The sequence below is a fragment of the Thiocystis violacea genome (genome assembly GCF_016583575.1).
GTDB lineage: Bacteria > Pseudomonadota > Gammaproteobacteria > Chromatiales > Chromatiaceae > Thiocystis > Thiocystis violacea.
In genome coordinates, this window is record NZ_NRRG01000001.1 from 84,189 (window position 1) to 109,343 (window position 25,155).

A 25,155-nucleotide genomic window follows, 5' to 3' on the forward strand; every position below is an offset into this window, starting at 1 on the left:
TTGGTTGGTTGGTGGAATCCGCATCTTCCCACGGGACGCGACAGAAATGATGCACGCGATCCTCCCTCTTCGACATGACCGCCATGGCGTGGGTCTGGCCCCTCTAGATTGAACCGATCGAGAGTCCGCTGATGCGCTCGACCCGCTGATCCAGTGCCTCGCGCACGACCTCTTCCCGACTGAAAAGCAGGCTGAAGACCTCCTTGGATCTGGTGATGCCGGTGTAGATCAGCTCGCGGGTCAGCACCGGATTGCGCGCGTCCGGCAGGATCAGGGCGGTGTGGGTGAACTCCGAGCCTTGCGATTTGTGCACCGTCATGGCGAAGACGGTCTCCACCGCTGGCAGACGGCTGGGCAGGATCCAGCGAATCGAGTCCGCGCCGTCTCCGGCCGGAAAAGCGACCCGTAGCAGACGCTCGACACACCCATCGGCGCGTCTTACCGGCAGCGCCAGGGTAATGCCGATGTCGCCGTTCATCAACTTCAGGGCCTGGTCGTTGCGGGTGACCAGGACCGGGCGGCCGGGGAACCAATGGCGCTCGCCAACCGCTCCAAGCGGTGCCGATGGGCCACGACTCAGAACCTCAAGGATCCGCCGGTTCAGCCCCTCGACGCCCCAAGCCCCCCGACGCAGCGGGGTCAATAACTGGAAGCCGCCCTGGGCCTGGATCACCGCGCGCGCCCAGGCGTCGAGCGCGGCGGGCTCGGCCAGGTCTCCGGGGTAGTCGTCACGCATCCGTTCCAGATAGCCGGAATAGCCCTCCAGCACCAGGCGATCGAGCGCCGGATCCCGCTCGCCACGCAACTGGATCTTGCGGATGACCCCGAGCGAGCGATCCGCCTTGCGGGTCTTGCGCTCGAACAGCTTCAGCATGGCCCCGAACCGATCCATCTCCCCTTGCCCGTCCAGCACCCCCTCGTTGACCAGCTCGGCGAGCGCCCCGATGCCGCCCTCGGCCTTGAAGCGATAGCTGTGACGCAGCATGGCGATGGCCTGATCGAGCGGGCGGCCGTGCGGATCCAGATAGTCCGCGTCGATGCGCGCGCCGGTCACCCGTCGCAGCCAGTCGCCGGTCTCGGCGCTGTAGTGGGCCGCGCGCGCGCGCTGACAGAGATCGCCCAGCACCGCGCCGGCCTCGACCGAGGCCAACTGGTCCTTGTCGCCGAGCAGGATCAGCCGCGCGTCCGGCCGCAGGGCATCGAGCAGGGCGGCCATCATCTCCACGTCCACCATCGACGCCTCGTCCACCACCAGGATATCGGCCGGCAGCGGGTTGCCGGCGTGGTGACGGAAATGGCGGCTGTCCGGGATGGGGCCGAGCAGACGGTGCAGGGTGCTGGCCTCGGTCGGGATCTCCGGGCGCATCCGCTCGCCTTCCGGGAGCCGCTCGAAGGGCAGACTGGCGACCCGGCCGGCGATGGATTCGTTCAGACGCGCCGCCGCCTTGCCGGTCGGCGCGGCCAGCCGGATGCGCAGGGCCGGTCCGCCCTGCCCCATCGACAAGCCTTGCAGCAGGGCGAGCAGACGCACCACGGTGGTGGTCTTGCCGGTGCCCGGTCCGCCGGTGATGATGGCGAAGGCGCTGCGCGCCGCCAGCGCGCAGGCGATCTTCTGCCAGGGATCCGCGCCGGCGGTCTCCTCGTCGAAGAGCAGGCGCAGCAGGTCGCGCATCGCCGCCTCGGGCAGCGCGACCGGCTGGCGCAGACGCACCTGGATGCCCTCGCGGATGCGTGTCTCATAGCGCCAGTAACGGCGAAGATAGAGCAGGGGGCGTTCGGACGTGCCTCCCAGAACCAGCGGCGCCGCATCGCCCGTCGACGCCTCCCGATGAAGAGTGACCGCCGCGAGATCGCCGCGCCGGTCGCTCACCGCCGGGCTGCGCGCCAAGCGCCCGACCCAATCGGCCAGGCTCAATCCGGACAACGCCTCCATCAACTCGGAGCCGGCGCCGGACGCGGTCTCCTCGCTCCAGCGCGTCAGCAGCCGGTCCGGATGCGCCAGTGCGCCCTGAAGATCGAGACAGACATGGCCGTGCCCGTTGCGCTCGCTGGTCAGGGCGACGGCGAGCAGTACCGCCGGGTCGTTTTCCGGTCCCTGGTCGCGTATGAAGCGGGCGAGGGCCAGATCCAGGGCGCGCAGGGCGCCGGCTTCGACCCAGCGATTCAGCCGCTCGAAAAGCTTGGTGACCTCGCTGTCCATCAGGCCCCTGCCTCCCCGACGGTCGGGGCGTCGCCCGCGAAGAGCCGATCCAGCGTCTCGATCAGGATCCGTGGCGGTTTGTCCATGAAGAGCCCCTGGCTGTCGGCGTAACCGCCGCGCAGAAAGACATAGATGGCCCCACCGACATGCGCCTCATAGTCGTAGCCGGGCAGGCGCGCCTTGAGCTGACGGTGCAGGGCGAGGAGATAGAGCACGTATTGCAGGTCGTAGCGCGCGTGCAGCACCGCCTCGCGCATCGCCTCCGGACCGTAGGCCGCGTCGTCCGCCCCGAGCCAGTTGGATTTCCAGTCCACCACGTAATAGCGCCCGGCGTGCTCGAACACCAGGTCGATGAAGCCCTTGAGCATGCCGTCGATCCGGCGTCCTCCGAGAGCCGGGCGCGCATGGCCCGCGAGGGCATGATGACGCACCAGCCGGTCCAGGGTCTCCAGGTCGACGCCGCGACCCTCCAGCCAGAATTCCATCTCGACCTGGAATCGGCGCGGCTCCAGATCGGTCAGCTTGAGGCTTGGGATGCCGCCGTCCGATTCCGGCAATCCGCCGAGCCGCCAGTCGCGCGTCAGCAGATCCGCCAGCCAGTCGTCGAGCGGATCGATCCACTCGGTCAGGCGGCGCAGATTGCAGCGCTGGCCCAGCATCTCGCGCCTGAGCCCGCGCGACTGCGCCGTGGCGGCGAAGCCCTGGCGCGTCTGACCGCGCGGATCCGTCGCGCGCTGGACCGCCGCCCATTCCAGGATCCCATGCAGAAAGGTGCCGTAACGGCTGCCCCTGGGAAAGCCATGCAGACGCCGGTCACGGATCGTGCGCGTGGACTCGGGGGCCGTCGCTCCGGCCGGCGTGAGCGCGGTTTCCTCCTGGGCCGTTTCCTGGCTGGCGGTCTCCGCCGAGTCCGAAGGCATCGGTGGCGGCTCCCCGACCTCCTCGTCCAGCGCGGTCAGGGGCATCGCGGCCTTGCTGAGGGCCGAGTAGCTGGTGATCCACCAGGGCGGGAAGCGGAGCGCGGGGGCAGTCCGCGCGGAATCCAGGGCCGCGGTCCGCTGGGCTGGCAAGGGGCGATCGTCCGGGGTCGGCGCGGCCTCGACGCGGATCGCCGGGGCCTGCGCCTGGAGACGCACAAGCGCCTCCCGGACAGCGGCCGGCCCGTCGAATGGCTCGCCGCCATTGAGCAGATGGCCGATGGCGGACTTCTCCAACTGAACCTTCTTGGCGTTGCCCTGCTTGAGCGGCGCGATGCCGAGCCAGAGTCCGTGGCGCGCCCGGGTCAGGGCGACATAGAGCAGCCGCATGTCCTCGCCGAGCCGCGCGTCGTCGGCGGCGTGCCAGGCGGTGTCGAATCCCTTCTTGCCGGCGATCTCCAGGAACCGGCCCTGCTCGCAGCGATAGGGCACCTGCCGGGTGTGTCCATCCACCTCGCGCCAGCCGCTGATGAAGGGCAACAGCACCAGCGGGTACTCAAGCCCCTTGGATTTGTGGATGGTGATGACCTGCACCAGCTCGGCGTCGCTCTCCAGCCGCAGGATGAACTCGTCGCCGGACTCGCCGATGTGTTCGGACAGGTGACGAATCAGGGCCTGCTCGCCATCGATGGCGGTCGCGGACTGTTGGAGCCACTCGGCCAGATGCAGCAGGTTGGTGAGGATCCGCTCGCCATGGTCGCGGCCCAGGAGACGCACCGGCAGGTCGGCGTCGCGCATCAGCCGCCGCAGCATCGCCAGCACGCCCTGGCGTTGCCAGATGAGCCGGTAATCGCGAAAACGCTCCACCTGGATCTCCCAGGCCAGTTCGTCGTTCAGCAGGGTCGCGAGTCCTTCCAGCGGGATGGCCAGGGTGTTGGTGCCGAGCGCCGCGCGCGCCAGCGACTCGTCGGTGGGCGCGGCGCAGGCGCGCAGCCAGTGCAGCAGGTCGCCGGCCTCCTGGGTCTTGAAGACGGACTCGCGGTCGGAGAGATAGACGCTGGGAACCCGTCGCGCGGTCAGGGCGTCGCGGATCGCGGTCGCCTCGGTGCCGCTGCGTACCAGGACGGCGATGTCCTTGGGTCGCAGTGGTCGCCAGGTTCCGGCCTCCCGGAATCCCGCGCGGTCCTCGCCCGCCTGCTCCAGCCAGCGCGCGATCTGGGTGGCGGCGGACTCCGCCATGCGCGCGCGATAGGCCGTGGCCGCGACCGGCTCCTCACCCTGATCCAGCGTCCAGAGGGTAACGGCGCTCGCCTCGCGTCCGTCCAGGATGAGTTGCTCCGGGCGTCCCTTGGCCTTGACCGGCAGAAAGGGGATGGGATTGTCGTCGCCGTTCTTGAAACGAAAGGCGCCGCGCGGGTACTGCTCGGCCTGCTCGAAGAGCTGGTTGCAGATGGTCACGACGGCCTCGGTCGAGCGGTAATTCCGACCGAGGCTGTAATGGCGTCCGAGGGTGGCCGCGCGGGCGTCGAGATAGGCGTGGATGTCCGCGCCGCGAAAGCTGTAGATGGCCTGCTTGGGGTCGCCGATCATCACCAGCCCGCAGTCCTCGCGCGAGGCCCGAACCTCGTAGATGCGATCGAAGATACGGTACTGGATGGGATCCGTGTCCTGGAACTCGTCGATCATGGCGACCGGAAACTGACGCCGGATGGTCGCGGCGAGACGGGCCGCCGGGTCGCCCGCCTCTGGCGCGAGCGCGGCCTCCAGTTGGCGCAGCAGATCGTCGAAGCCCATCTCGGCGCGTTGTGCCAGACGGCGTTCGATCTCGGCCCCGATCCAGTTCGCCGCGTGGGCCAGAAGCACGGCGGCGAACGCCGGCTCGGGGGCCTCGGGCGCGGATGGCCGCTCGCCGCTCGCCGCCTGCCAGACCGCGAGCGCCTGGAAGGCGGGATGCGCCATCTCGGTCTGGACCGGCGCGGCCTTCTTGAATTTGAAGGCGCCCTGGGCGAAGTTCCTCAGCTTGGACGGGGCCGGTTCGCCCTCGGACCAGCGCGCCAGCGACTCCAGCAGCCGATCGAATGTCTCCTCGCGGGTACTCTCGTAGGAGCCGCCCATGAGGTGCGGACGCAAGCCCCGCAGATAGGTCTCCAGCGCCGCCCGGTCCGCCCGCCAGCAATCACGGGCCAGGGACTCCAGCCGCGCCGACTCCCGGTCGATCGCGCTCGCCGCGTCCTCGGCGGCCTCTTTCGCCGCCAGCCAGGCGCAATGTCGCCGCAACGGCGCGTCCAGCGCGTCCTGGAGCAGCGGCTCGCCCTTGTAGGACAGCCCCAGATCGCGCCGCTTGAGCCAGTCGCCGAGCTTCGCTTGCAGGTCGGCCGGCGAGGCGACGACATCCAGCACCCCCGCCGCCAGCTCCGGCCCGAGCGGATAGAAGTGCAGACGCCAGTAGTCGCGCGTCACCTCGGCGACCAGATCCGACTGGTCCGCCGCCAGCGCGCGGTCGAAGAGCCCCCTGGTATCGAAGGCGTGCTCCTGGAGCATGCGGTTGCACCAGCCATGGATGGTCGCGATGACCGCCTCGTCCATCCAGTCGGCGGCCAGACGCAGCCGATGCGCGCAGCCGGGCCATTGATCGGCCGGATAGTCCGCGCGCAGGTCATGCAGCGGATCCTGGCCCGGCGCGCGGTCAGCGACGCTGGCGGGATCGGCCTGGAAATAGCCGGCGGCCTCGACCAGACGCTGGCGGATGCGGTCGCGCAGCTCCTGGGTAGCCGCGTCGGTGAAGGTCACCACCAGGATCTGGGGCGGCATCAGCGGGCGCGCGAAGGCGACCCCCGCGCCGCCATGACCCAGCACCAGCCGGACATAGAGCAGGGCCAGGGTGAAGGTCTTGCCGGTGCCGGCGCTGGCCTCGATGAGCCGGCTGCCCGAGAGGGGGAAGCGCAGCGGATCCAGTGTCTGACTCATGCCGCCCCCTCCATCTGGTCGCGGACCTGTCGGAACAGGGGTCGATAAAGCCGGTCGAGCAGGGACGCGAATCGCGGATCCGCGCTCAGTGCCTCATGGCTCGGCCAGAAACGCGGATAGCCGGGATGCTCGTCGCGTTCGCCCGCGCGCTCGAAACCGCCCTCGTAGGCACCCGTCGGGTTGCCCTTCCCGCCCGCCTCCAGCCGCAGCGTCGCGAAGGCGGTCTTGCAGGCCAGCGGCGAGAGCGCGCTCAAACCCTCGCGATACCCCGCCATGAGCTGGAGCAGGAGATCCCGCGCGACCCCGGCCTCCAGCGGCGCCAGCTCGAAGTCCGTATCCGGACCCAGGAGATGGGTGACGATCGGCCCGCCGAGCTGCGCGGCCAGATGGCCCGGCCAGTGGCGGACCAGATTGTGCCACTTGAGATCCTCGCCCTCGGACAGGCGGCTGGCCTGCAAGCGCAGGCGGATGCGCTGGCCCTCGGCGTCTTCTCGCAGATCGCTGAGCCCATCCTCCAGCAGCAGTCCCTCGATCTCCATCTGAACCTTGAACGGCGGGCAGGGGATGGGATGGGCCAGCAAGACCGCCCGATAGCGCTCCAGCGGTTCCTTGAGATTGGCGACCAGCGACCCCCGCCAGGTCAGATCGAAGGGCGGCATGGGCAGATCGCCGGCGCGCCCCAGCCGATCGCTCCCGTCCAGGAGCAGAGGTTCCGGCTCGATCCCCGCCGGGTCGAGCCGCAGGGCGGTTTCGACCCCGCGAATCAGCGCATTCTGCATCGCCCAGGTCTGAAGACCGTCGAAGCCGAAGGTCTCCTCGTCCTCCTCGGTCTCCTCGTCCGGCGTGAGGAAGAGCCCCAGTCGCCGGGTATAGAAGGTCCGGACCGGATGACGCAGAAAGCCGCCGAGATCATCCAGGCGGATCGGCCCATCCGGCGCGAAGCTCTCCAGCACCGGCGGCGACTCCGTCCTGACCGCCTCGCCATCGTGGACCGCCCGCCACTCGGCCGCGTAGGTGAACAGCCGCGCCCGGCGGCCAGGCTCGAAATAGGCACGGCCGAAGGGCTGGAGCGGGTGCTCCGTGGTCAGTGCATCGAGCAGCTTCGCATCCGACGCCCCCGCCAACCCCCACCCCGCCGCGATGTGATCGCGCAACTGCCCCACCAGCACCGAGGGCGGGCGCGGGCTGTTGTCGCGGATGCCGCGTCCGACCCAGGAGATCGCCAGCTTCTCGCGCGCCGAGAGCAGCGCCTCCAGGAAGAGATAGCGGTCATCCTCGCGGCGCGAGCGGTCGCCGGGTCGGTAGTCGCCGGCCATGAGGTCGAAGTCGGCCGGCACGCGGCGGCGCGGATAGTCGCCGTCGTTCATCCCCAGCAGCCAGATCTGGCGGAAGGGGATGGCCCGCATCGGCATCAGGGTGGCGAAGTTGACCGAGCCGGCCAGGAATCGTTGGGTCAGACTCGGTTGATCGAGCCGTGACAGGAGCGATTCGCGCAGGATATCGAGCGGCAGCGCCTCCGCGCCAAGCCCGCCCTGACGGCAATCGGCCTCCCATTGCTCCAGCGCCTGGAGCACCTGGGCGAGTGCCTGCCCGTCCGACTCGGTGACCTCGACGAAGGCATCGTCGAGCAGTTCCGCGATCAGGCTGGACCAGTCGGCGGGTGTGCGTGGTTCCCGCAGGGCCAGCCAGTAGCGCTCCAGGGTGTCGAGCAGCCGCGCCAGCGGACCGACCAGGGCAGCCTCCAGCCCGCCGATCTCGTCGTAAGGTTCGACGCCCCGCCAGGCCCCCTCGCCGCCGCTGGCGAAGCCGAGCAGCATGCGTCGCAGCCCAAAGCGCCAGGTGTTTTGCTCCAGCCCGGCCGGCAGCCCCAGGCTCTCGCGCTGCGCGGCGTCCAGCCCCCAGCGCACGTTCGCTCCGGCGATCCAGAGCCGCAGCCGGGGCAGGTCGGACTCCTCGATGTCGAAGCGCGCGCGCAGGGCCGGGATATCGAGCAGATCCAGCAGCTCGCTGACCGCGAAGCGCGAGCCGGGCAGGCCGAGCAGGGTCTCCAGTCCGATCAGGAGCGGGTTTCGGTGCCGCTGACCCTGGTCGGAGATATTGAAGGGGATGTGTCGCGGGTCGCGCGGATCCAGCCGGCCGAATACCGCCTGGATGTGCGGGGCGTAGACATCGATGTCCGGCACCATCACCAGCACCTCGCGCGGCTGGAGCGGTGTACCGGCCTCGGCCGATTGCGCGAAGGCGTCGAGCAACTGGTCGTGCAGGATCTCGATCTCGCGCTGCGGACCGTGGGCGACGATGAACTCCAGACTGCGGTCGCGGCTGGGGTCGATGAGCGACTGGAGCGCCTGGCGCTCGGGCAGCGGGCGCAGCTCCAGGATGTCGTCCTGCAACTGTTGCAGCAGGGTCGTGTCGCCGGGGGAATCGAAGAGGTCGATCGCGAGGCTCTGCGACTGGAAATGCCCCTCGTAGCGCTCGCGCTCATCGTGCTCGTCGAGCAGCCGGATGTAGTCCCGGCCCTGTTTGCCCCAGGCCGCCAGCAGCGGATGACCGTGCAGATGCAGCGCGGTCTCGTCCAGATCCTCCGGCACCTTGCGGTCCGGATTACGGCGATACGCGCTGCGGAACAGCTCGCGTCCCTCGACGATATCGCCCCAATAGTGCTGGCTGGGATTGAGCACGAAGAGCATCACCTGCGCGCGCCCGGCGATGGCCTCCAGCACCTCCAGCATCTGGCGCGGCAGGGAGGAGATGCCGAAGACGATGACGCGCCGGGGAAACTCGGCGTCCGCGTCGAGTCCGCCGATCTGGCTCAGGAAGGCGCGGTGGATGTCGGCGCGACTGGCGCGGGCGAGCGGCGCCTCCTCGGGACCGGCCTCGGCCGCGACGTCCTCCATGAGCGCGCGCCAGAGCAGCGGTTGCCAGGCTTGGGCGGCGGGCAGCGGCTCGCGCTGGTCGTTCGGACGGATGAGGACGTCCTCGCCCAGCCGCCAGGCGTCCAGCCAATCGGCCCGGTAGACCTGATACTGATCGAAGAGATCGGCCAGCCGCTCGGCCAGTTGAAAGCGACGGCGCTGCGCGTCCTCGCCCGCGAGGAAGCCCCGCAGGGGGTCCAGGGCCTCGCGCCAGGCCAGGCCCTCGTCGCTTTCAGCCGCCGGGGCGGGATCCATGGCCCGACCGAGCAGGCGATAAAGCCGCCAGGTCAAGGGAGCCTTGTCGAAGGGCGAGCTGTCCGGCAGATCCCCGAGAACATCGCGATAAACCCGCCAGATGAAGCGCCCCGGCAGACTGACCCGCAGCGCGGCGGCGATTCCGCAACCGCCGCCCGGATCCGCCTCCGGATTGGCCGCCAGGGCCAGCTTCAGCCACTGGGCGATCCCGTTGCTCTGCACCAGGATCTCCTCGTCCTCCAGCGGCGCCAGGGGATAACGGCGCATCCAGGCGACCATGAGTCCGCGCAGATCCTCCAGCCGATTGCCCTGGATCAGCATGAATCCGCTCGGCCAGTCGGCCCCTTTCTCGATCTCGGAATGGTCCATGACGATCTCCCGTTGCCTGCTTCGCCGTGATGTCCCTGGCCGAGGTGGCAGGGTCTTCAGTTCCCGGTTTTCAGAGCCTCGGGAGCCACCGTCTACCGAAGATCAGGGCCTTGGCGGCGACATAAACCGCGATGCCCGCCGCGTCGGCCATGACATCCAGCCAGGAGAACTGCCGAAACGGCAGCTCCCGTTGCACCAGCTCGATCAGCAGTCCATAGCCCAGGAGCATCCCCCACCGCGCCCATGCCTGTCGTGGCCCCGGCCAGCCCCCGTCCGCCAGCCAGGCCATGACCGCGAAGGCGAACAGGTGATTGAATTTGTCGTAGGAAAAGCCGACCGGCTCCGTGAGCGGGGCGAAGGCGAGATAGGCGACGGCCAGCACGCAGAACGCGAGCGCGATCCTGTAACTGAGTCGAACGGTGGCACTGGGCATGGGGCAGGGTCGTCCTGACGAGAAAAAGAGGGGCCGGGCATCGATTGCAATGCCGCGCCGGTGCCACGATTTTGGCCGATCAGCCATCCGAACGCCAATCCAGTGGAGAACGCCCAATGCAGGCCGACAGGAGATCCGGCATCGCCCAAACAGCGCCGCTACAGGTGCTCTACGACGGCGGCTGCCCACTGTGCCGACGCGAGATCGGACTCTATCGGCGATCGCGCCCGCGACGCCCCATCGACTGGATCGACATCGACGCGGACCGCCAGGCGCCCGAGCGTTTCGGACTCAGCCGCGAGGCGGCCATGGCGCGCTTTCACGTCATCGATGGGGATGAGATACGGACGGGCGCGGCGGCCTTCGTCCGGCTCTGGACGGCCCTGCCGGGATGGCGGCACCTGGCCCGGACGGTCCGGCTCACGGGCGTCGAGCCACTGATGGAGCGCGGCTACGTCTGGTTCGCGCGCAAACGCCTCGCCGAGCGTTGCGCGGATGGAGCCTGCCGTGTCCGCTAGTCGGGGCGCTTGCGTAGCCGCTGGTCGGAGCCTGAACTCGTGATAATGCCGGGGCGCTGGCATGGCCGAAGACGAGCCCCATGGCGGGCAGGATCGGCGGCCCCAGCCTGGCCGGGAGGTCGGATCCGCTCGGGCCTTTCGCGCCTCGTCCGACATCCCGAATGGCGTGGGCACGCTTTAGAGACCGTCCGTCCGAAGTCCTGTCGAGTGACCAGCCAAATCCTTCGAAAATGCGGGCTGGTTAACGCTTTTCTTGGTTTTGCATCCCTAATATGCCATGGACAAGTGCCTATGGTTCGTAACCGGGCTCGATTACTCCCCCAAATCGTGTTCCTCGTGCATGGTTTCGCGGACTAAAAAATCAGATCAGCAAGTGAGGGGAGTGCTTATGAACAGGCCCGCCAGGCTCGCCGCGACAAGATCCGTCGCCTTCTCCATGACGTTGGCCTCGGTGGTGGTCATCGCCGTCATGCTCGGTGCCTTCGCGATCGGACTCTCGCAGTTCAACAAGGAACTGATGGAACGCAAGGTCATTACCCAGATCCATCAGCAAATCGCCTTGGTCAAATCCATGCTGAAGAGTTTCGACGCGAGCCTGGGCGAGGAGTCGGGTCGTTTGATGGCGAATCTGGTCTCGCAATTCGACCCGCGCTTTTCACGGCGGGCCGAGGAGATGGTGCGGGCGCGCGATCAATCCACGCCGGCACTCTACAGCGGGGATAGACGGCTCAACCTCGACACCTCGGTCCTGGAGCGATTCACCGCCACGACGAGCGCGGCGGCCACCGTCTTCGTGCGCCAGGGAGAAGGATTCACGCGGATCGCCACCACGCTCAAGAACGAGCGTGGGGAAACGGCGCTCGGAACACCGCTGGCGCTTGATCATCCCGCGCTACCCAGGCTGTTGGCCGGCGAGGGTTATGCCGGGCTGGCCGTTCTGTTTGGTCGGGATTTCATGACCTCCTACCGTCCACTGCTGGATGCCGGCGGACAAGTCATCGGCGCCTTGTTCGTCGGGCTGGATGTCAGCGCGAACATCGTGCGCATCAAGGGCGAGATCACCTCTCTCAAGGTTGGGGATACGGGCTACTTCTATGCCTTGGACGCCAAGCCCGGCAAGAATTTCGGCCGACTCATGGCGCATCCCCTCCAGGAGGGCGGCAACGTCCTGGAGTCGATGGACGCGGATGGCAACGCCTTCATCAGGGAGATACTGGAGAAGCGACAGGGCGACATCCATTATCCCTGGGTCAACCGGGAGAGCGGAGAGACCCGGCCGCGCATGAAAATAGTCGCCTTCGACTACTTCCCAGAATGGGACTGGGTCATCGCCGGCGGTGCCTACGATGACGAGTTGAGCCGCGACAGCGTCCTGATGCGCGACCTCACCTTCGCCGTCACGCTGGTCATGATCCTGGTTCTGGGGCTGGTCCTCTTCCTGCTCACCCGCCGGCTGGTCGGCCGGCCGCTGACCGAGGCCACGCGGATCTTCGAGCGCATCGGCTCGGGCCGGTACGACAACCGGATCGCCGCGGATCGCGCCGACGAGATCGGTGTCCTCTTTCGCTCGCTCGACCAGATGCAGCGCAACCTCGACGAGCGTACCCAGGCCGAGGCGCGGGTCGCGGCCGAAACGCTGCGCATCAAGCGGGCGCTCGACAAGGCGTCGACCAACATGGTCGTGTCCGACAAGGACGGCATCGTCATCTATCTGAACGAGGCGATGAGCCAGATGATGCGCGCGGTCGAGGCCGACTTGCGCCGGGATCTGCCCAACTTCCGCGCGGAGGCGTTGCTGGGAAGCCGCGTCGAGGACTTGCACAGGAATCCGGCCGAGCAGAGGGCCATGCTGTCGACGCTTGGGAGCAGCCACGCCTCCGAGGTCAAGCTCGGCGGGCGCGTCTTCCGGTTGGTGACCAACCCGGTCATCGATGACCGGGGCGAGCGTCTCGGCTCGGTGGTGGAATGGACCGACCGCACCAGCGAGGTCGAGACCGAGCAGGAACTGGCCTCCTTGCTGGAGGCCGCGGTCAGGGGCGATTTCACGCACCGTCTGAGCCTGGATGGCAAGGCGGGCTTCTTCCGCGATCTGGCCGACGGCATGAATCGGCTGGTCGACATCCTGGCCGCCGGGCTGGCGGACGTCGGCCGCGTGCTGGAGGCCATCGCCAAGGGCGATCTGACCCAGCGCATCGAGGCCGACTACGCGGGCACCTTCGGCCAGTTGAAGGACGATACCAACCGGACGGTGGACAGACTCCAGGAGGTGGTCCTGAGCATCAAGGAATCCACCGACGCCATCAATACGGCCGCCGCCGAGATCGCGGTGGGCAACGGCGATCTGTCAAGCCGTACCGAGACCCAGGCGAGCAGTCTGGAAGAAACCTCCAGCGCCATGGAGGAGCTGAGTTCGACGGTCAAGCAAAATGCCCATAACGCCCAGGAGGCCCAGCGACTGACGCAGGGCTCGAACCAACTGGCCAGCCACGGCGGCGAGATCGTTCAGGGCGCGGTTGACGCCATGGGCGCGATCCAGGAGTCCAGCCGCAAGATCGCCGACATCATCAGCGTCATCGACGGCATCGCCTTCCAGACCAACATCCTGGCCCTCAATGCCGCGGTCGAGGCGGCTCGCGCCGGCGAGCAGGGCAAGGGCTTCGCGGTGGTCGCCGCCGAGGTGCGCCATCTCGCCCAGCGCAGCGCCCAGGCCGCCAAGGAGATCAAGTCGCTGATCGTCGACTCGGTGCGACAGGTCGACGGCGGGGTCAAGCTGGTGCAAGAGGCTGGTGGGACCATGACCGAGATCGTCGCCTCCTTCCAGAAGGTCACTACGCTGGTGACCGAGATCGCCGAGGCCAGCCGGGAACAGAGCACCGGCATCGAGCAGGTGTCGCAGGCGGTGGTGCAGATGGACGAGGTCACGCAGCAGAACGCCGCGCTGGTCGAGGAGGCCGCGGCCGCGGCCGAGAGCCTGGAGGATCAGGCGCGCACGCTGACCAAGGCGGTATCCATGTTCAAGCTGGATGGACAGGTGGCGCCCAGATTGGCCGGCCCGGTCGCCACCCGGTCCTCGGGACTGGCTAAGGTGACCCGCCTGCCCGTCGCGTCCCAATCAGTCCGCGCCAAGACGGCGCGCCCCAAGCTGGGATCGGTTTCCTCGCGCTCCCATGCGGAGGATGAGTGGGATGAGTTCTGAGCGTCGGGACCGCGCCTCGGGGTGAAAGGCGAGCAGAGAAAGACCTGAGAGTCCGTCCAAGAAATTCGGGTTTCTGAACGGTGCACTCCTTGTGCGCTGGTCAGAAACCGCCGTTGCGCCTTTTGACGGACTCTACGCAAATTGCGTCGATACCGCCCCCATCTCCCCGTCCCGCGTCCCGCGTCCACCAATCGATGATGCACGCATCACTTTTGGTCGCACCCGGGACAGCGATTCGCGGTGACCTTGAGCGGTGCTATCGAGCCGGAAGACGGCCATGAGCGGGCTCCGAGCGCGTCCGCAGCCAGACCAGCAGTTCGTCGATCGGCATCGCCCGCGCGATCAGCCAGCCTTGGACCAGATCGCAGCCGAGCCCACGAACCAGATCCAGATCGGCCTGGGTCTCCACGCCCTCCGCGACGGTGGTCAACCGCAGCTTGCGCGCCATGTCGATACTGGAGGCCAGGATGGCGCGCATGGTTGGCCGCTCGGCGGCGCCTTGCACGAAGCTCCGGTCGATCTTCAGCTCGCTGACGGGCAGACGCTGGAGCTGCTCCATGGAGGCGTAACCGGTCCCGAAGTCGTCGATGGACAGCTTGAGTCCCTTGAGCCGCAGGCGAGTGAGGACGTCCAGCGTGGTATCCAGGTCCGCGAGCAGACTGGTCTCGGTGATCTCGAGGATCAGACGATCCAGCGGGAAGCCATGGCTCTGAGCGAGTTCGAGGATGCGCTCTGGCAAGTTGATGTCGGACAGCCATTGGGGCGAGAGGTTGAAGGCGACGCTGATGGGAAAGCCGGCCGTGACCAAACGGGCGCTGTCTCGCAGCGTCTTGGCGAGCAGCAGGCTGGACAAAGGCGCGATCAGGCAATGACGCTCGGCGGTCCCGATGAAGACATCGGGCCGCACTGGTACGCTGTCACGCCACCAGCGCGCGAGCGCCTCCACGCCGCACACCCGCAAGGTGCGCGTGTCTACCTTGGGCTGGAAATAGACGCTGAAGGCGTCCTCGCGGATCCCTTCGAGGATGTCACTGGGTGACAGCTCCTGCGTGGCGACGGGGATCCTCTGGACTGGCGGCTCGCGCGAGCGGGTCAGCAGTCTTGCGAGGGATTCGCGGGTCATCGGTTTTTCGATCACGCCCCGCAGCGGCAATCCCTTGGCGCGCACCAGTTCGGCCACGGTCTCCAGAACCTGCTGGTCAACTCCGCTGGAAATGATGAGATCGCCGCTGAAATCGCGCTCGGCCAATCCCCGTAGCAGCTCGATGCCGTCCATCCCGGGCATATTGAGATCGGTGATCAGCAGATCGACGGTTTCGCCGCCGGAGCGGCCGATCTCCGCCAGGGCCTCCTCGCCGTTGGCGATCATCAGAACGTCCCGGATGCCCATTGAATCGAGCAGCATGCTGGTCTGACGGCGCGCCAACTCGTCATCATCGAGCACGAGCACGCGCCCCGGCAGGGCCTCGGCGGGAAGCCCTGTCGAATGGGCTGGCCCCGGTCGCGGCGGCGCTGTCATTTCCAGACGACACGCGGCCGCCTCGACGTCGTCGACGGCATACTCGAGCTCGCTGATCAGCGCGGCGATGTCATCCGGCAGGCCCGTTTCGACGCCCCCCTCAAGACGCTCGGCCAGCGCGGCGAAATGCAGCGCGCCCACCATGCGTGCCGAGGACTTCAGCGTGTGCATCGTCAGCGCCAAATGGCCGGCATCCATCGCCCGGCGCTTGTTGCGACAACCGCGCAGTTCAGCACGCGCGCTCGCCGTGAAGAGGTCGAGGAGATGACGCAGCTGAGGCTGGCCAATGTCGCCGAGGATGCGCATGACATAGTCACGGTCCAAGACCGCTTCCGCGCTGAGCGCTTTGCGGGTTGGCGCCGGACCGGGGGCGTTGGCCTCCTCGGCATGGGACAGCCAATGATCGAGTCGGCGGCGTAGCTCGTCGAGCTCGATTGGCTTGGGCAAGATGTCGTCCATGCCGGCGGCGCGGCAGGCGTCGAAGATCTCGGGCTCTTCCGTGCTGGTGATCGCAATGATCGGAAGATGCCCCCCCTGCTCCTGCTCGGCGGCGCGGATCGAGCGGGTGAGCGCCTGTCCATCCATGTCGGGCATATTGAGGTCCGCCAGCAGCAGATCATGCGTTCCGGCCTTCCACTTGGCCAGGGCGATCGCGCCGTCGGCGGCGATATCGACGCTGTGCCCCAGCGCTTCGATCTGCATCCGCAGCAGGACTTGGTTTGGCAGGTGGTCTTCGGCTACCAAAATCCGCCGACGCCCTGGAGGCGTGGGCTCCGCCCCGACCGACGCGGGGAGCGGCGTCGCCGGCTCGACGGCCCCTTCGCCCGGTGCCGCGCGGATTTGGGCGGTCTGGTTCGCTTCGGTGTGCCCATGCTCGAATGCGTCGATGGCGGATCGCTCGGCGTCTTTCTTGGCCGCAGCCTCGATCAGGGTCAAGTAGGTGGTGCTCAGGGTCTGGAGGAAATCGGCGTCGGACTGGCCGTAGCCCTCGGACCGATTAGCCAGGCCGAGGATCGCGACAACCGCTTCCCCGTCCCGGATAGGCATGCCCAGGAAGGCCTGCCGCGGAGGCTGTCCTTCGGCCAAGTCCACCGGCCCGGTTCCCTCAGCCAGATCGACGACAATGGCCGCTTCGCCCGTGCGAAGGATAGAGCCCAGCACACGGTCGAGATGACCAAGCTCCATGCCCGCCGGCGCGCCGTCCTCGCGCCACCGGCGCGACTGGGTTTCCCAGGTCATTCCGCTGATCGCCCGGGGCTCGAGCGAGCACAGGCCCTCGGTGTCGACGCGGACCTCCATGATGAACCCGCAGGTGCTCTCGGTTAGGCTCAGCAGCCCCTCGAGAAGGTTCGCGAAAACCGCGGCGAGATCCTGCGACCTGATGAATTGCTGGAACGTCTGGCGTTGCAGGTTGAGCAAGCGGGCGTGTCGCTGCTGCTCGGCCAGCCGCCGTTTCTGCTCCGTGATGTCGGTGCCGATCGAGAGATAACCGGCGACCCGACCCTGCTCGTCCAGGATCGGGGCAAGGGTCGCTTGCAGCCAGTAGTGCCGACCGTCCTTGCGGCGGTTCTCCAGCTCACCCCGCCAGGTACCGCCGCTGGAGATCGTTCGCCACAGATCCTCGGCCACGACCGGCAGCTGGCGGGCGGACTTGAGGAGGCGATGATTGCGCCCGATCAGTTCGTCGCGCGAATAACCGCTGAGTGCGCAGAATTTAGAATTGACCGCGATGATGGCCCCATCTGGCGAGGCCACCGAGACGCTGGCGTGCCGGTCGAGCACGGCGCCCAGGTTAGCTGGCGACAGGCCGGCCGGCTCGATTCGTACGTCGCGCGGTCCCAGCTCCAGAAGATCCGCCAAGACGCCGGCGGAGCCCAGGACAGGCGTCAGCCGCCGCGCCGGAGGCGCTTCCTGAATGAATTCCTCCAGGATCCCGATCAAGGCTTCGAGGCGGCCGACGACCTCCAGCCGATCGGATGCTCCATCCTCTGTCTGGATCCGCCGCAGGATAGGGATCAGTTGCATGCCGATCACGCGATTCCAGCCGGCGGTCTCCAGCCTGCTCACCAAGGAGCGCAGCTCGGATATGAGGGTCATGCTTTCATGGCTCCAGGCGTGTGCCTTGGGGCGAGCGCCGATAGCGCTCGATGGCGGCAAGGAATTGGGCGAGCTCGGTCTCGACCTGACCGAGCAGAGCCTCGGCCTCCTGGAGTCGCTCATCACGTCCCAGGATCTCGAGCTCGCGGCACAGGGCGACGAATCGTCGCCCGCCGAGATTGGCACTGCTGGATTTCAGCGTGTGGGCCGCCAGCCGAAGCGCATCCGCGGCGCCCTGGTCGAGGGCTTGACGGATCTGCTCGATCAGGTCGGCGGCACCCTCGCGATAGAGTTCGAGCATCAGCGCCAGCGGCTCCGGCTGTCCCGGCCGGTGGAGCGCCTCAATCGCTCGCAGCGCCCGCGGATCGAGGATGTCCGGGCCATCGCCATTCTCCTTCCGTGCGGAATTCGTCTCGGTCGAGGCGCCGGTCGTCCCGCTTGCGTCGAGCCAGGGCAGGATCGCCGCCCGCAACTGACGCTGACTGAACGGCTTGCTCAGATAGCCGTTCATCCCCGCCTTGGCGCATGCCTCCTGGACACCCTTCTCCACGTTAGCCGTCAAGGCGATGATCGGCAGCCGCCGCTCGCCCTCTTGTGCTTGCTCCCAGTCACGGATCAGCCGGGTGGCGTCGAATCCGTCCATCACCGGCATGTGACAGTCCATGAGCACCAGCTCGACAGGCCCCTGTCGAACCGCGGAAATCGCCTCTTCGCCATTGACGGCGGTCGTGACCCGCAGCCCCAGGTCTTCCAGCATCAAGGTGCCCATCTCGCGATTGACCGCGTTGTCCTCGACCAGCAGAACATGACCGTAGAGTGCCGCCGCGGGCTTGGCGGGGTGCATGCCGGCGCGGTGGCGGTGATAGCGCTCGATGGGAATCACGTCGGGCGCGCTCCGGCCCAGGGCCGGATCGAGCGGGATGCGCAGGGTAAAGCACGATCCCTGTCCCTGGGCGCTCACGACCTGGAGGTCGCCCCCCATCAAGCGGGCCAGTTGCCGGGAGATGGAGAGCCCGAGCCCGGTTCCGCCGTGGTGGCGCGTCGTCGAGCCGTCGCCTTGTGAAAAGGACTCAAAAATGACGCCCTGCATCTCGGGCGCGATGCCGGGACCGGTGTCACGAACCTCGATCGCGACCAGTCGTCGGTCATCGGGCTGGATGGTGACGCTGGTACTCACCTGGATCTCGCCCCGCTCGGTGAACTTCAGGGCGTTGCCGAGCAGGTTGATCAGGATCTGGCGCAGACGGGCGGCGTCGCCATGCACCGCGCTCGGAAGCTCGCGGGGGATGCGCGCGCTCAGGGGCAGCCCCTTGGCACTGGCCGGCTCGATGAAGATCTGCACGGTATCTTCGATCACTTCACGCAGATCGAAGTCATGCGGGTCGAGCGTGAGTTTGCCGGCCTCGATCTTGGAGAAATCGAGGATGTCGTTGATGATGTCCAGCAAGGCGCCGCCGGAGCGGTGGATCGTGTGCGCGAAGCGCAGTTGCTGGGCATCGAGCTGGGTCTTGAGAAGCAACTCCGCCATGCCCAGCACCGCGTTCATCGGGGTGCGAATCTCGTGACTCATGGTGGCCAGGAACTCGCTCTTGGCCCGGCTGGCGGCCTCGGCGTGGTCACGGGCCTCGGCGAGCGCGGCGACGGTCCGCTCCAGCTCACGGGTCCGCTCGGCGACCTGCCGCTCCAGGTTTTCGTTGTAATTGGCCAGGGTCCGATCACGTTGCTGGATCTCCTCCAGCATGTCGTCGAAGCCGCGCATGAGCAGCCCGATCTCGTCGCCTCGTGCGTCGTCGACCCGCACCCGGTAATCCTGCTCACGCGAGACGGTGGCCATCGCCTCGGTGAGTGCGAGCAGTGGTCGGGTGATCGGCCGCTGCAGCCAGTTGGCCAATAGGATGGCTACCACTACAGCCACGGCGAAGATGGCGGCGCTGATCCACAGCGAATGGCGCATCGCGGCCCGTACCCGTCCGAGACCATCGACGAGTAGCACCTGGCCGATGGTTTCGCCATCGAGCTCGATGTCCTGAATGACATGCATCTCATCCTGACCGAAGGTCTCCGCGAGGTCGTGGCGGGCGGCGGGCGGATTGTGCTTCACCGCCGGCGCGCCCTCGGGATAGGCGGCAAAGAGACGGCCCTCCTGGTCGTAGACATAGGCGCCGATGAGCTGATGCCGCTCCTCCAATGCCGCCAATGTCTTGCGGGCGGCCTCGACGTCATCGAAGGTGATGGCTGACGCCAGGTTGTAGGCCAGCATCCCGGTCAGAGCGTGCAGTTCGTCGAGGGCGTTACGCTGCAGCCCCTGACGCTCGTTGAGGGCATGGCTCAGGCCCGAGAGCACAAGCACCAGGGCGGCAACCGCCAGTATCAGCAGCATCGACTTGTAACGGATGGGCAGGTTGTTGAGCCACTTCATGGGGTCAATCCCGGAGTACATGGATAGCGAGCCTCAGAAGCTGCGAGCTGATGGTCAGCCCGGCCGCCTCGGCACTCGTCGTATTGATTTCGAACCTCAGCCGATTGTCCGCTCGGACGAAGCCGATCATCCCGCCCGCCGCGACGAATCCCGGGATCTCGCTGACCGTCAAGACTGGCCGCCGGTCGACGGCGCGCAACAATGGGGTTAGATAGGCCTGCTCGGACTCGCTCGCGTAGACGATGTGACAGCCGTGCAGGGTGTCGCCGCGCGAGCGCGGCTCGACCCGGACCGGATGGCCTTGCGCGGACTTGGCGTCCAATGTCTTGAAGGCGTCCGCCGAGGAGGTCCGTCCATAGACACAGAGGTTCAGGGACGTGTCGGCGCTCGGAAAGGTGGTCGTCGGCCAGGTGACGAACTTGCTGAAGTTGTAGAGATAGGCGATCACGACCTCTGCCTCGCGCACATCGCGCACATCGGCGCGTGGCGCGGGCGCCGTGCACATCAGTGCCAAGGCCGTCACGAGGATACGGCGGATCCCGTGCCTGCCAGACTCGAAGCGATCCCTCATCGAGATGCGATCAAAGTCAGAAGGCGATTCGAATCAGGCCGTACACGCCACGCTGAACCGCGAACTGGGTCAATCCATAGATGTCCTGGTAGCCTTCCTGATGGGAGTCGTGCAGGAGATTCTGACCCACGATGGATAGCTCGAGCTTGGGCCGCGGCCGCCAGGCGAGACGCAGATCCAGCTCCCAGTAGGAGGGGATGACGGAATCTCCGGGGGCGCCGAAGACGAAGCTGGAGTCGCTTTGGTCCACGTAGCGCAGCCAGGCATCGATGTCCAGGTCCGGGCGCGGACTCAGCTGCGAGCGCAGTGAGAGCTGTTGCCGCGGGTCGGTGCGCGCCAGGATGTCGTTCTCCGGATCCTGGCCGTTCTTGGGCACCTGAATGTCCAGCTCCAGGTAACTGTAGGCCAACGCCAGTGTCCAGTCGTCGCGAACCCGGTAATCGAGGGCGAACTCCAGGCCGTAGCTCTGCCCCCGTCCCTGGTTGCTGATTGGCAGGGCCGAGACCAGGTAGCCATTGGACAGCGTCTCCCACACCAGTTCGGCGTCACTTGTATCGACCGTGCGCAGGGAGTCGTAATCGTTGACGAAAAGTGCCAAGTCCGCGCTCAAGCGCGGTGAGGGGGTCGTCCGGAATCCCAGCTCGTAGGCGGTGAGGGCCTCGGCATCGAAGTCCTCCGCTCCGGTGACCTCGGGTACCAGAAGCAGGGTCGAGAGCGGTGTCGAGATGGATTGGACGCTGGTCAGCGTGGAGGTTCCGCTGCGTTCCACCCGAGAGGGTGTGCGCACGGCCCGCGAGACCGCCCCCCAGAGACTGGCCTGCTCGGAGACCTTCCACAACAGACGGATATTGGGTTGGATCTCGAAGCCGGTGTAGTCGTTGTGTTCGACCTTGGTGCCCAGGGTCAGACGTAGACGATCGCGCAGCAGCTCGATGTCGTCCTGGACGAAGGCATTCCAGAGGCTGCGATTCTCAGCGATCGGGTCGACCGTGATGAGCCGACTGATCTCGAAACGGTCGTCGATGCCGCGGTAGCCGAGCCCCCACACGAGATCGTGACTGTCGCCGAGTCTTGTCCGTTGTTGAAATTCGAGATCGACGATGTCATTGCGCTGACCCGCATAGTATTCGTGACGCTCGGAGTGATCGTAGAAAAGCTTGAGCGAGATATCGGATGTCAGCGACAGGGCGCGATCCCAGCGTCCCAGCAGGTTCCAGCCCGACGCGCTCAAATCGTCATCGACCGCCGCGACGAAGCTCGGCGGCGCGAAGGGATCGGGCACCAGGAGCTGTTGGCCTAGGCTGCTGCGGTAGAGATCGCCTTGAAAGGTTAGCCGATCGCCCCCTGCCAGCCGGGAATCAAGACGGAATCCGCCCTGCATGATGTCCCAGGAATCTCGGCCATCCAGACCGCTCGGGGTGACCAGGGAGTCCCGATCGTTATACTTGACATAGGCTCGGGCAAAGGTCTCCGGCGACAACTGGACACCCTGGCGCGCGGCGCCAATCACACGCTCCTCGGTGCCACCACCGGCGACGACCAGCGTGCCCTGGGTCGCCGCCGCCGGCTTGCTGATGATGTTGATCACCCCATTGACGGCGTTGGCGCCCCAGAGCGTCGCCCCGGGTCCGCGAATCACCTCGATGCGGTCGATGTCCTCGAGCATGACGTCCTGCTGCTCCCAGTAAACGCCCGAGAAGGTTGGGGAATAGACGGTCCGCCCATCGATGAGCACCAATAGCTTGTTGGACAGACGCCCGCCGAACCCCCGCGCGGATACCGACCATTTGTTGGCGTCGAGGCGCTTGACCGTGATACCCGGAACCATTCGCAACGCCTCCGGCACGGAGGTGGCTCCGCTGCGACGGATCTCGTCGTTACCGATCACATAGACCGCGGCCGCGGCATCGGCGAGTGCCTGCGCCTTCTTGCCGACGGAGGTGACCTTGACATCGAGCAGATCCTCAAGGCTGAGATCGGTGAGGTCCGTTGCCGCTCGCGAGGTACAAGGCCATGTTGCCGCCAGTACCAGGAGCGCGGTCCAGTGCTTGTGAATTCGTCGGTCTGATTGCATACCCATCATCAGTGTCCGCTTCGATTTGCTGGTAAGGGCGCGAGCCGTTGCCCCCGGTTCGATCGACAGGGGTGTCGCGTACGCGGATCACCTCCGTGATCCACTCTCTCCCAAGGATGCCGGGGGTGTCGGACGTGCCCGCGACCAAGCACCCGAAGCGGCGATACGCCACGTCGATCGTGGGTCGTGCCATGCATCGCCACGAAACGACGACCGCTCATCGTCGAGGAGGCGTGACACTCGAAGTCCGAGGGTTGCGCGCCATTGCCAGCCGCTCCGTCACGGGCGATCGCGTGATGCGCCATCGGGCGAGTTTTATAGCACGGGGCGGGCAACGGATCCGAGGCATGCTTCGCATCCACGCTCGGTCAAGGCGGGACATGACAATGCGTGGCCGGATCGGCGGAGGCTCGCCGTCGAGTGCCGACTTCGCTCAACGCAAATCCTTGAAACGCCCCCGTGCGATGTCTGCGGCCGCGCGCCGCCGCGCCTGGGTTTCGGGACGAGACGTATTGCCGCCGCCGATCGAGATCAGACAATCCTCCGCGAGCAGATAGAGTCCGCCCGTGGCGATGAAGGCCACGTCGCCCAAGTCGTCCAGGCCGGGCTGGGCGATGCCGACCTCTAGGAATCGCCGCGAATCCTCATCGACCGGGTTGTAGAAGCAGAGCGTCATTCCAAAGAGTGAACAAGCGACGGAACATGGCTCGGACTCCTCGGGGTGTCGCGCTGGATTGGATTCAGGCATGGCTCCGACCATCGATACGCCGATGAGTGTAATCCATGCGTGTTCAAATGGACTCGGTCGTGAATGGGGCCGGCTGTCGAGCCCGCGACCAGGGCGCGCGAAAGAGAAAGAGCGCCGCGCGAATCCGATCGTCAGGGCTTCCCAATTCCGTGAATAGCGCGGATCATTCCGCCATGGACGTATTTCCCCTACCTGTCGCTCGTATCGGCATCATCGGAGGCGGTCAACTCGGCCGCATGTTGGCCAAGGCCGCCAAACGGCTCGGTTGTACCTGCGTGGTGCTCGACCCCACGCCCGGCTCGCCGGCCGGCCAGGTCGCCGGTCATCAGATCGTCGGCGCCTATCATGATCCCGCCAAATTGCGTGAGCTGGCCGAGTCCTGTGATGTCACCACCTTCGATATCGAGGATATCGATACCGCCACGCTGCTCCAGCTCGAACGCGAGGGCCATCGGGTGCTGCCCTCCCCGAGGGTTCTGGCGCTGATCCAGGACAAGCTGACCCAAAAACAGGCCCTGGCGGAGGCGGGCATTCCGACGGCGCCCTTCATTCCCATGCCCGAACCCAGTCCGGAAGCCTTCGCGGCCCATGGCTATCCATTGGTGCAGAAGGCGCGCCGGGGTGGCTATGACGGTCGCGGCGTCTCCATCATGAAGACGCCCGAGGATTACGGGCGGCATCTGCCGCTGCCGTCGCTGCTGGAGCGTTTCATTCCGGCCGAGAAGGAACTGGCCGTGGTGGTCGCGCGCGGGCTGGACGGTGATTGCCGCTGCTATCCGGTCGTCGAGATGCGCTTTCGGCCCGGCGAGAACGTGCTCGATCTGCTGCTCGCCCCGGCCAGGATCACACCAGAGACGGCCGAGGCCGCCGCGCGTCTGGCGGTGCGGACCGTCGAGGTGTTGGGCGGCATTGGCATCTTCGGCGTCGAGATGTTCCTGACCGAGGACGGCGGGCTGCTGGTCAACGAAGTGGCTCCGCGCACCCACAACTCCGGCCATCACACCATCGAGGCCAATGTCACGGATCAGTTCGAGCAGCATCTGCGCGCCGTGGTCGGTCTGCCGCTCGGCGCCACCGATCAGCTATCGCCGGCGGCCATGATCAACCTGCTTGGCGCGCCTGGTCATCGCGGGCGCCCGGTCATCAAGGGCATGGCGGAGGCGCTGGCGATTCCGGGTGTTTGTCTGCACCTCTACGGCAAGGCGGCGACCGCGCCCTTTCGCAAGATGGGCCATGTGACCGTGCTCGATCCCGACATCGAGATGGCCGAACGCAAAGCCATGCGGGTGCGCGATTTGATCGAGATCTCAGGGGAGGACCATCCATGACCCATGTCGAGAGTACCCTGATGCCCGCCGTCGGCGGGATCCCCGGCCCGCCCGATACGCGCGAGATCGTCCCTCTGGTGGGGATCATCATGGGCAGCGATTCGGACCTGCCGGTCATGCGCGAGGCGGCGGCCATCCTGGATGATTTCGGCGTGCCCTACGAGATGACCATCGTCTCCGCGCATCGCACGCCGAAACGGCTCTACGACTACGCGGAATCCGCCGTGGCGCGCGGGCTGAGGGTCATCATCGCCGGGGCCGGCGGGGCGGCGCATCTGCCGGGCATGGCCGCGGCCATCACCCCCCTGCCGGTGATCGGCGTCCCGGTCAAGACTTCCAGCCTGTCGGGACAGGACTCGCTGCTCTCCATCGTGCAGATGCCCGCCGGAGTTCCGGTGGCGACCGTCGCCATCAACGGCGCCAAGAATGCGGGCATCCTGGCGGCCCAGATCCTGGGCGCCTCGGACGCCGCGATCCGGCACCGGATCGAGGTGTTCAAGCGGGATCTGGAGGCCATGGTGATGGAAAAGGTCTCGCTTCTGGAGCAAGACCTACGCTCTTGACCGAGGAGCGCCTCGGCCGAATGTCGGAATTCGTCGACTCCGTGCCATTCTTGACGAGCTAATCGC

Annotated in this window: 13 protein-coding genes; 4 read left to right on the top strand and 9 right to left on the bottom strand. The window is 66.8% G+C overall.

The annotated features are described in order from the left end of the window. Positions 1 to 103 precede the first annotated feature (103 nt). The 4 genes from recD to CKO27_RS00420 all read right to left on the bottom strand — a co-directional run bounded on the left by recD (position 104) and on the right by CKO27_RS00420 (position 10,056). Positions 104 to 2,200, bottom strand: a complete 2,097-nt coding sequence (gene recD, locus CKO27_RS00405) for an exodeoxyribonuclease V subunit alpha (protein WP_200372666.1) — start codon at positions 2,198 to 2,200, stop codon at positions 104 to 106. Continuing rightward, on the bottom strand, positions 2,200 to 6,084 hold the full coding sequence (gene recB / locus CKO27_RS00410; protein WP_200372668.1) for an exodeoxyribonuclease V subunit beta: 3,885 nt from the start codon (positions 6,082 to 6,084) through the stop codon (positions 2,200 to 2,202). Before recB ends, recD begins: the two co-directional genes overlap by 1 nt. Further along, entirely contained in the window at positions 6,081 to 9,623 is a 3,543-nt protein-coding gene (recC, locus tag CKO27_RS00415) for an exodeoxyribonuclease V subunit gamma (protein ID WP_200372670.1), read from the bottom strand. The genes recB and recC overlap by 4 nt, the downstream gene beginning before the upstream one ends. 70 nt (positions 9,624 to 9,693) lie before the next feature. Then, a complete protein-coding gene (locus CKO27_RS00420) occupies positions 9,694 to 10,056 on the bottom strand; it encodes a VanZ family protein (RefSeq protein WP_200372672.1) in 363 nt (120 codons plus the stop codon). Between the two features lie 116 nt (positions 10,057 to 10,172). Between CKO27_RS00420 and CKO27_RS00425 the strand changes: the two genes are divergently transcribed. Both CKO27_RS00425 and CKO27_RS24860 read left to right on the top strand, forming a co-directional pair. Next, a complete protein-coding gene (locus CKO27_RS00425) occupies positions 10,173 to 10,574 on the top strand; it encodes a thiol-disulfide oxidoreductase DCC family protein (protein WP_200372674.1) in 402 nt (133 codons plus the stop codon). Between the two features lie 388 nt (positions 10,575 to 10,962). Further along, positions 10,963 to 13,770, top strand: coding sequence for a Cache 3/Cache 2 fusion domain-containing protein (locus tag CKO27_RS24860; RefSeq protein WP_276570108.1), 2,808 nt, complete (start codon positions 10,963 to 10,965; stop codon positions 13,768 to 13,770). 256 nt (positions 13,771 to 14,026) lie between these two features. Here the strand turns inward: CKO27_RS24860 and CKO27_RS00435 are convergent, their stop codons facing one another. From CKO27_RS00435 to CKO27_RS00455, 5 genes are all read right to left on the bottom strand, one after another. Further along, positions 14,027 to 17,386 (bottom strand): EAL domain-containing protein, encoded by a 3,360-nt coding sequence (locus CKO27_RS00435; RefSeq protein ID WP_242470652.1) that lies wholly within the window; start codon positions 17,384 to 17,386, stop codon positions 14,027 to 14,029. A gap of 4 nt (positions 17,387 to 17,390) precedes the next feature. After that, a complete protein-coding gene (locus CKO27_RS00440) occupies positions 17,391 to 19,805 on the bottom strand; it encodes an ATP-binding protein (RefSeq protein ID WP_200372678.1) in 2,415 nt (804 codons plus the stop codon). 4 nt (positions 19,806 to 19,809) lie between these two features. Continuing rightward, on the bottom strand, positions 19,810 to 20,376 hold the full coding sequence (locus CKO27_RS00445) for a TOL_0243 family YfiR-like periplasmic protein (protein ID WP_200372680.1): 567 nt from the start codon (positions 20,374 to 20,376) through the stop codon (positions 19,810 to 19,812). A 16-nt stretch (positions 20,377 to 20,392) separates the two neighbouring features. After that, positions 20,393 to 22,450, bottom strand: coding sequence for a TOL_0244 family TonB-dependent receptor (locus tag CKO27_RS00450; RefSeq protein WP_200372682.1), 2,058 nt, complete (start codon positions 22,448 to 22,450; stop codon positions 20,393 to 20,395). Between the two features lie 433 nt (positions 22,451 to 22,883). Next, positions 22,884 to 23,198: a hypothetical protein gene (locus tag CKO27_RS00455; RefSeq protein WP_200372683.1), complete on the bottom strand. Its 315-nt coding sequence runs from the start codon at positions 23,196 to 23,198 to the stop codon at positions 22,884 to 22,886. A gap of 173 nt (positions 23,199 to 23,371) precedes the next feature. Here CKO27_RS00455 and CKO27_RS00460 point away from each other — a divergent pair, with 173 nt between their 5' ends. Both CKO27_RS00460 and purE read left to right on the top strand, forming a co-directional pair. Then, the gene (locus tag CKO27_RS00460; protein ID WP_200372685.1) at positions 23,372 to 24,526 is read left to right on the top strand and encodes a 5-(carboxyamino)imidazole ribonucleotide synthase; all 1,155 of its coding nucleotides are present in this window, start codon (positions 23,372 to 23,374) and stop codon (positions 24,524 to 24,526) included. Between the two features lie 20 nt (positions 24,527 to 24,546). After that, the gene (gene purE / locus CKO27_RS00465) at positions 24,547 to 25,089 is read left to right on the top strand and encodes a 5-(carboxyamino)imidazole ribonucleotide mutase (protein ID WP_200372949.1); all 543 of its coding nucleotides are present in this window, start codon (positions 24,547 to 24,549) and stop codon (positions 25,087 to 25,089) included. The last annotated feature ends 66 nt before the right edge of the window (positions 25,090 to 25,155 follow it).

Bases quoted from the DNA above. Each gene is read 5' to 3' on its own strand.
- recD (WP_200372666.1), bottom strand. From the start codon at position 2,200: ATGGACAGCGAGGTCACCAAGCTTTTCGAGCGGCTGAATCGCTGGGTC.
- recB (WP_200372668.1), bottom strand. From the start codon at position 6,084: ATGAGTCAGACACTGGATCCGCTGCGCTTCCCCCTCTCGGGCAGCCGG.
- recC (WP_200372670.1), bottom strand. From the start codon at position 9,623: ATGGACCATTCCGAGATCGAGAAAGGGGCCGACTGGCCGAGCGGATTC.
- CKO27_RS00420 (WP_200372672.1), bottom strand. From the start codon at position 10,056: ATGCCCAGTGCCACCGTTCGACTCAGTTACAGGATCGCGCTCGCGTTC.
- CKO27_RS00425 (WP_200372674.1), top strand. From the start codon at position 10,173: ATGCAGGCCGACAGGAGATCCGGCATCGCCCAAACAGCGCCGCTACAG.
- CKO27_RS24860 (WP_276570108.1), top strand. From the start codon at position 10,963: ATGAACAGGCCCGCCAGGCTCGCCGCGACAAGATCCGTCGCCTTCTCC.
- CKO27_RS00435 (WP_242470652.1), bottom strand. From the start codon at position 17,386: ATGACCCTCATATCCGAGCTGCGCTCCTTGGTGAGCAGGCTGGAGACC.
- CKO27_RS00440 (WP_200372678.1), bottom strand. From the start codon at position 19,805: ATGAAGTGGCTCAACAACCTGCCCATCCGTTACAAGTCGATGCTGCTG.
- CKO27_RS00445 (WP_200372680.1), bottom strand. From the start codon at position 20,376: ATGAGGGATCGCTTCGAGTCTGGCAGGCACGGGATCCGCCGTATCCTC.
- CKO27_RS00450 (WP_200372682.1), bottom strand. From the start codon at position 22,450: ATGCAATCAGACCGACGAATTCACAAGCACTGGACCGCGCTCCTGGTA.
- CKO27_RS00455 (WP_200372683.1), bottom strand. From the start codon at position 23,198: ATGCCTGAATCCAATCCAGCGCGACACCCCGAGGAGTCCGAGCCATGT.
- CKO27_RS00460 (WP_200372685.1), top strand. From the start codon at position 23,372: ATGGACGTATTTCCCCTACCTGTCGCTCGTATCGGCATCATCGGAGGC.
- purE (WP_200372949.1), top strand. From the start codon at position 24,547: ATGCCCGCCGTCGGCGGGATCCCCGGCCCGCCCGATACGCGCGAGATC.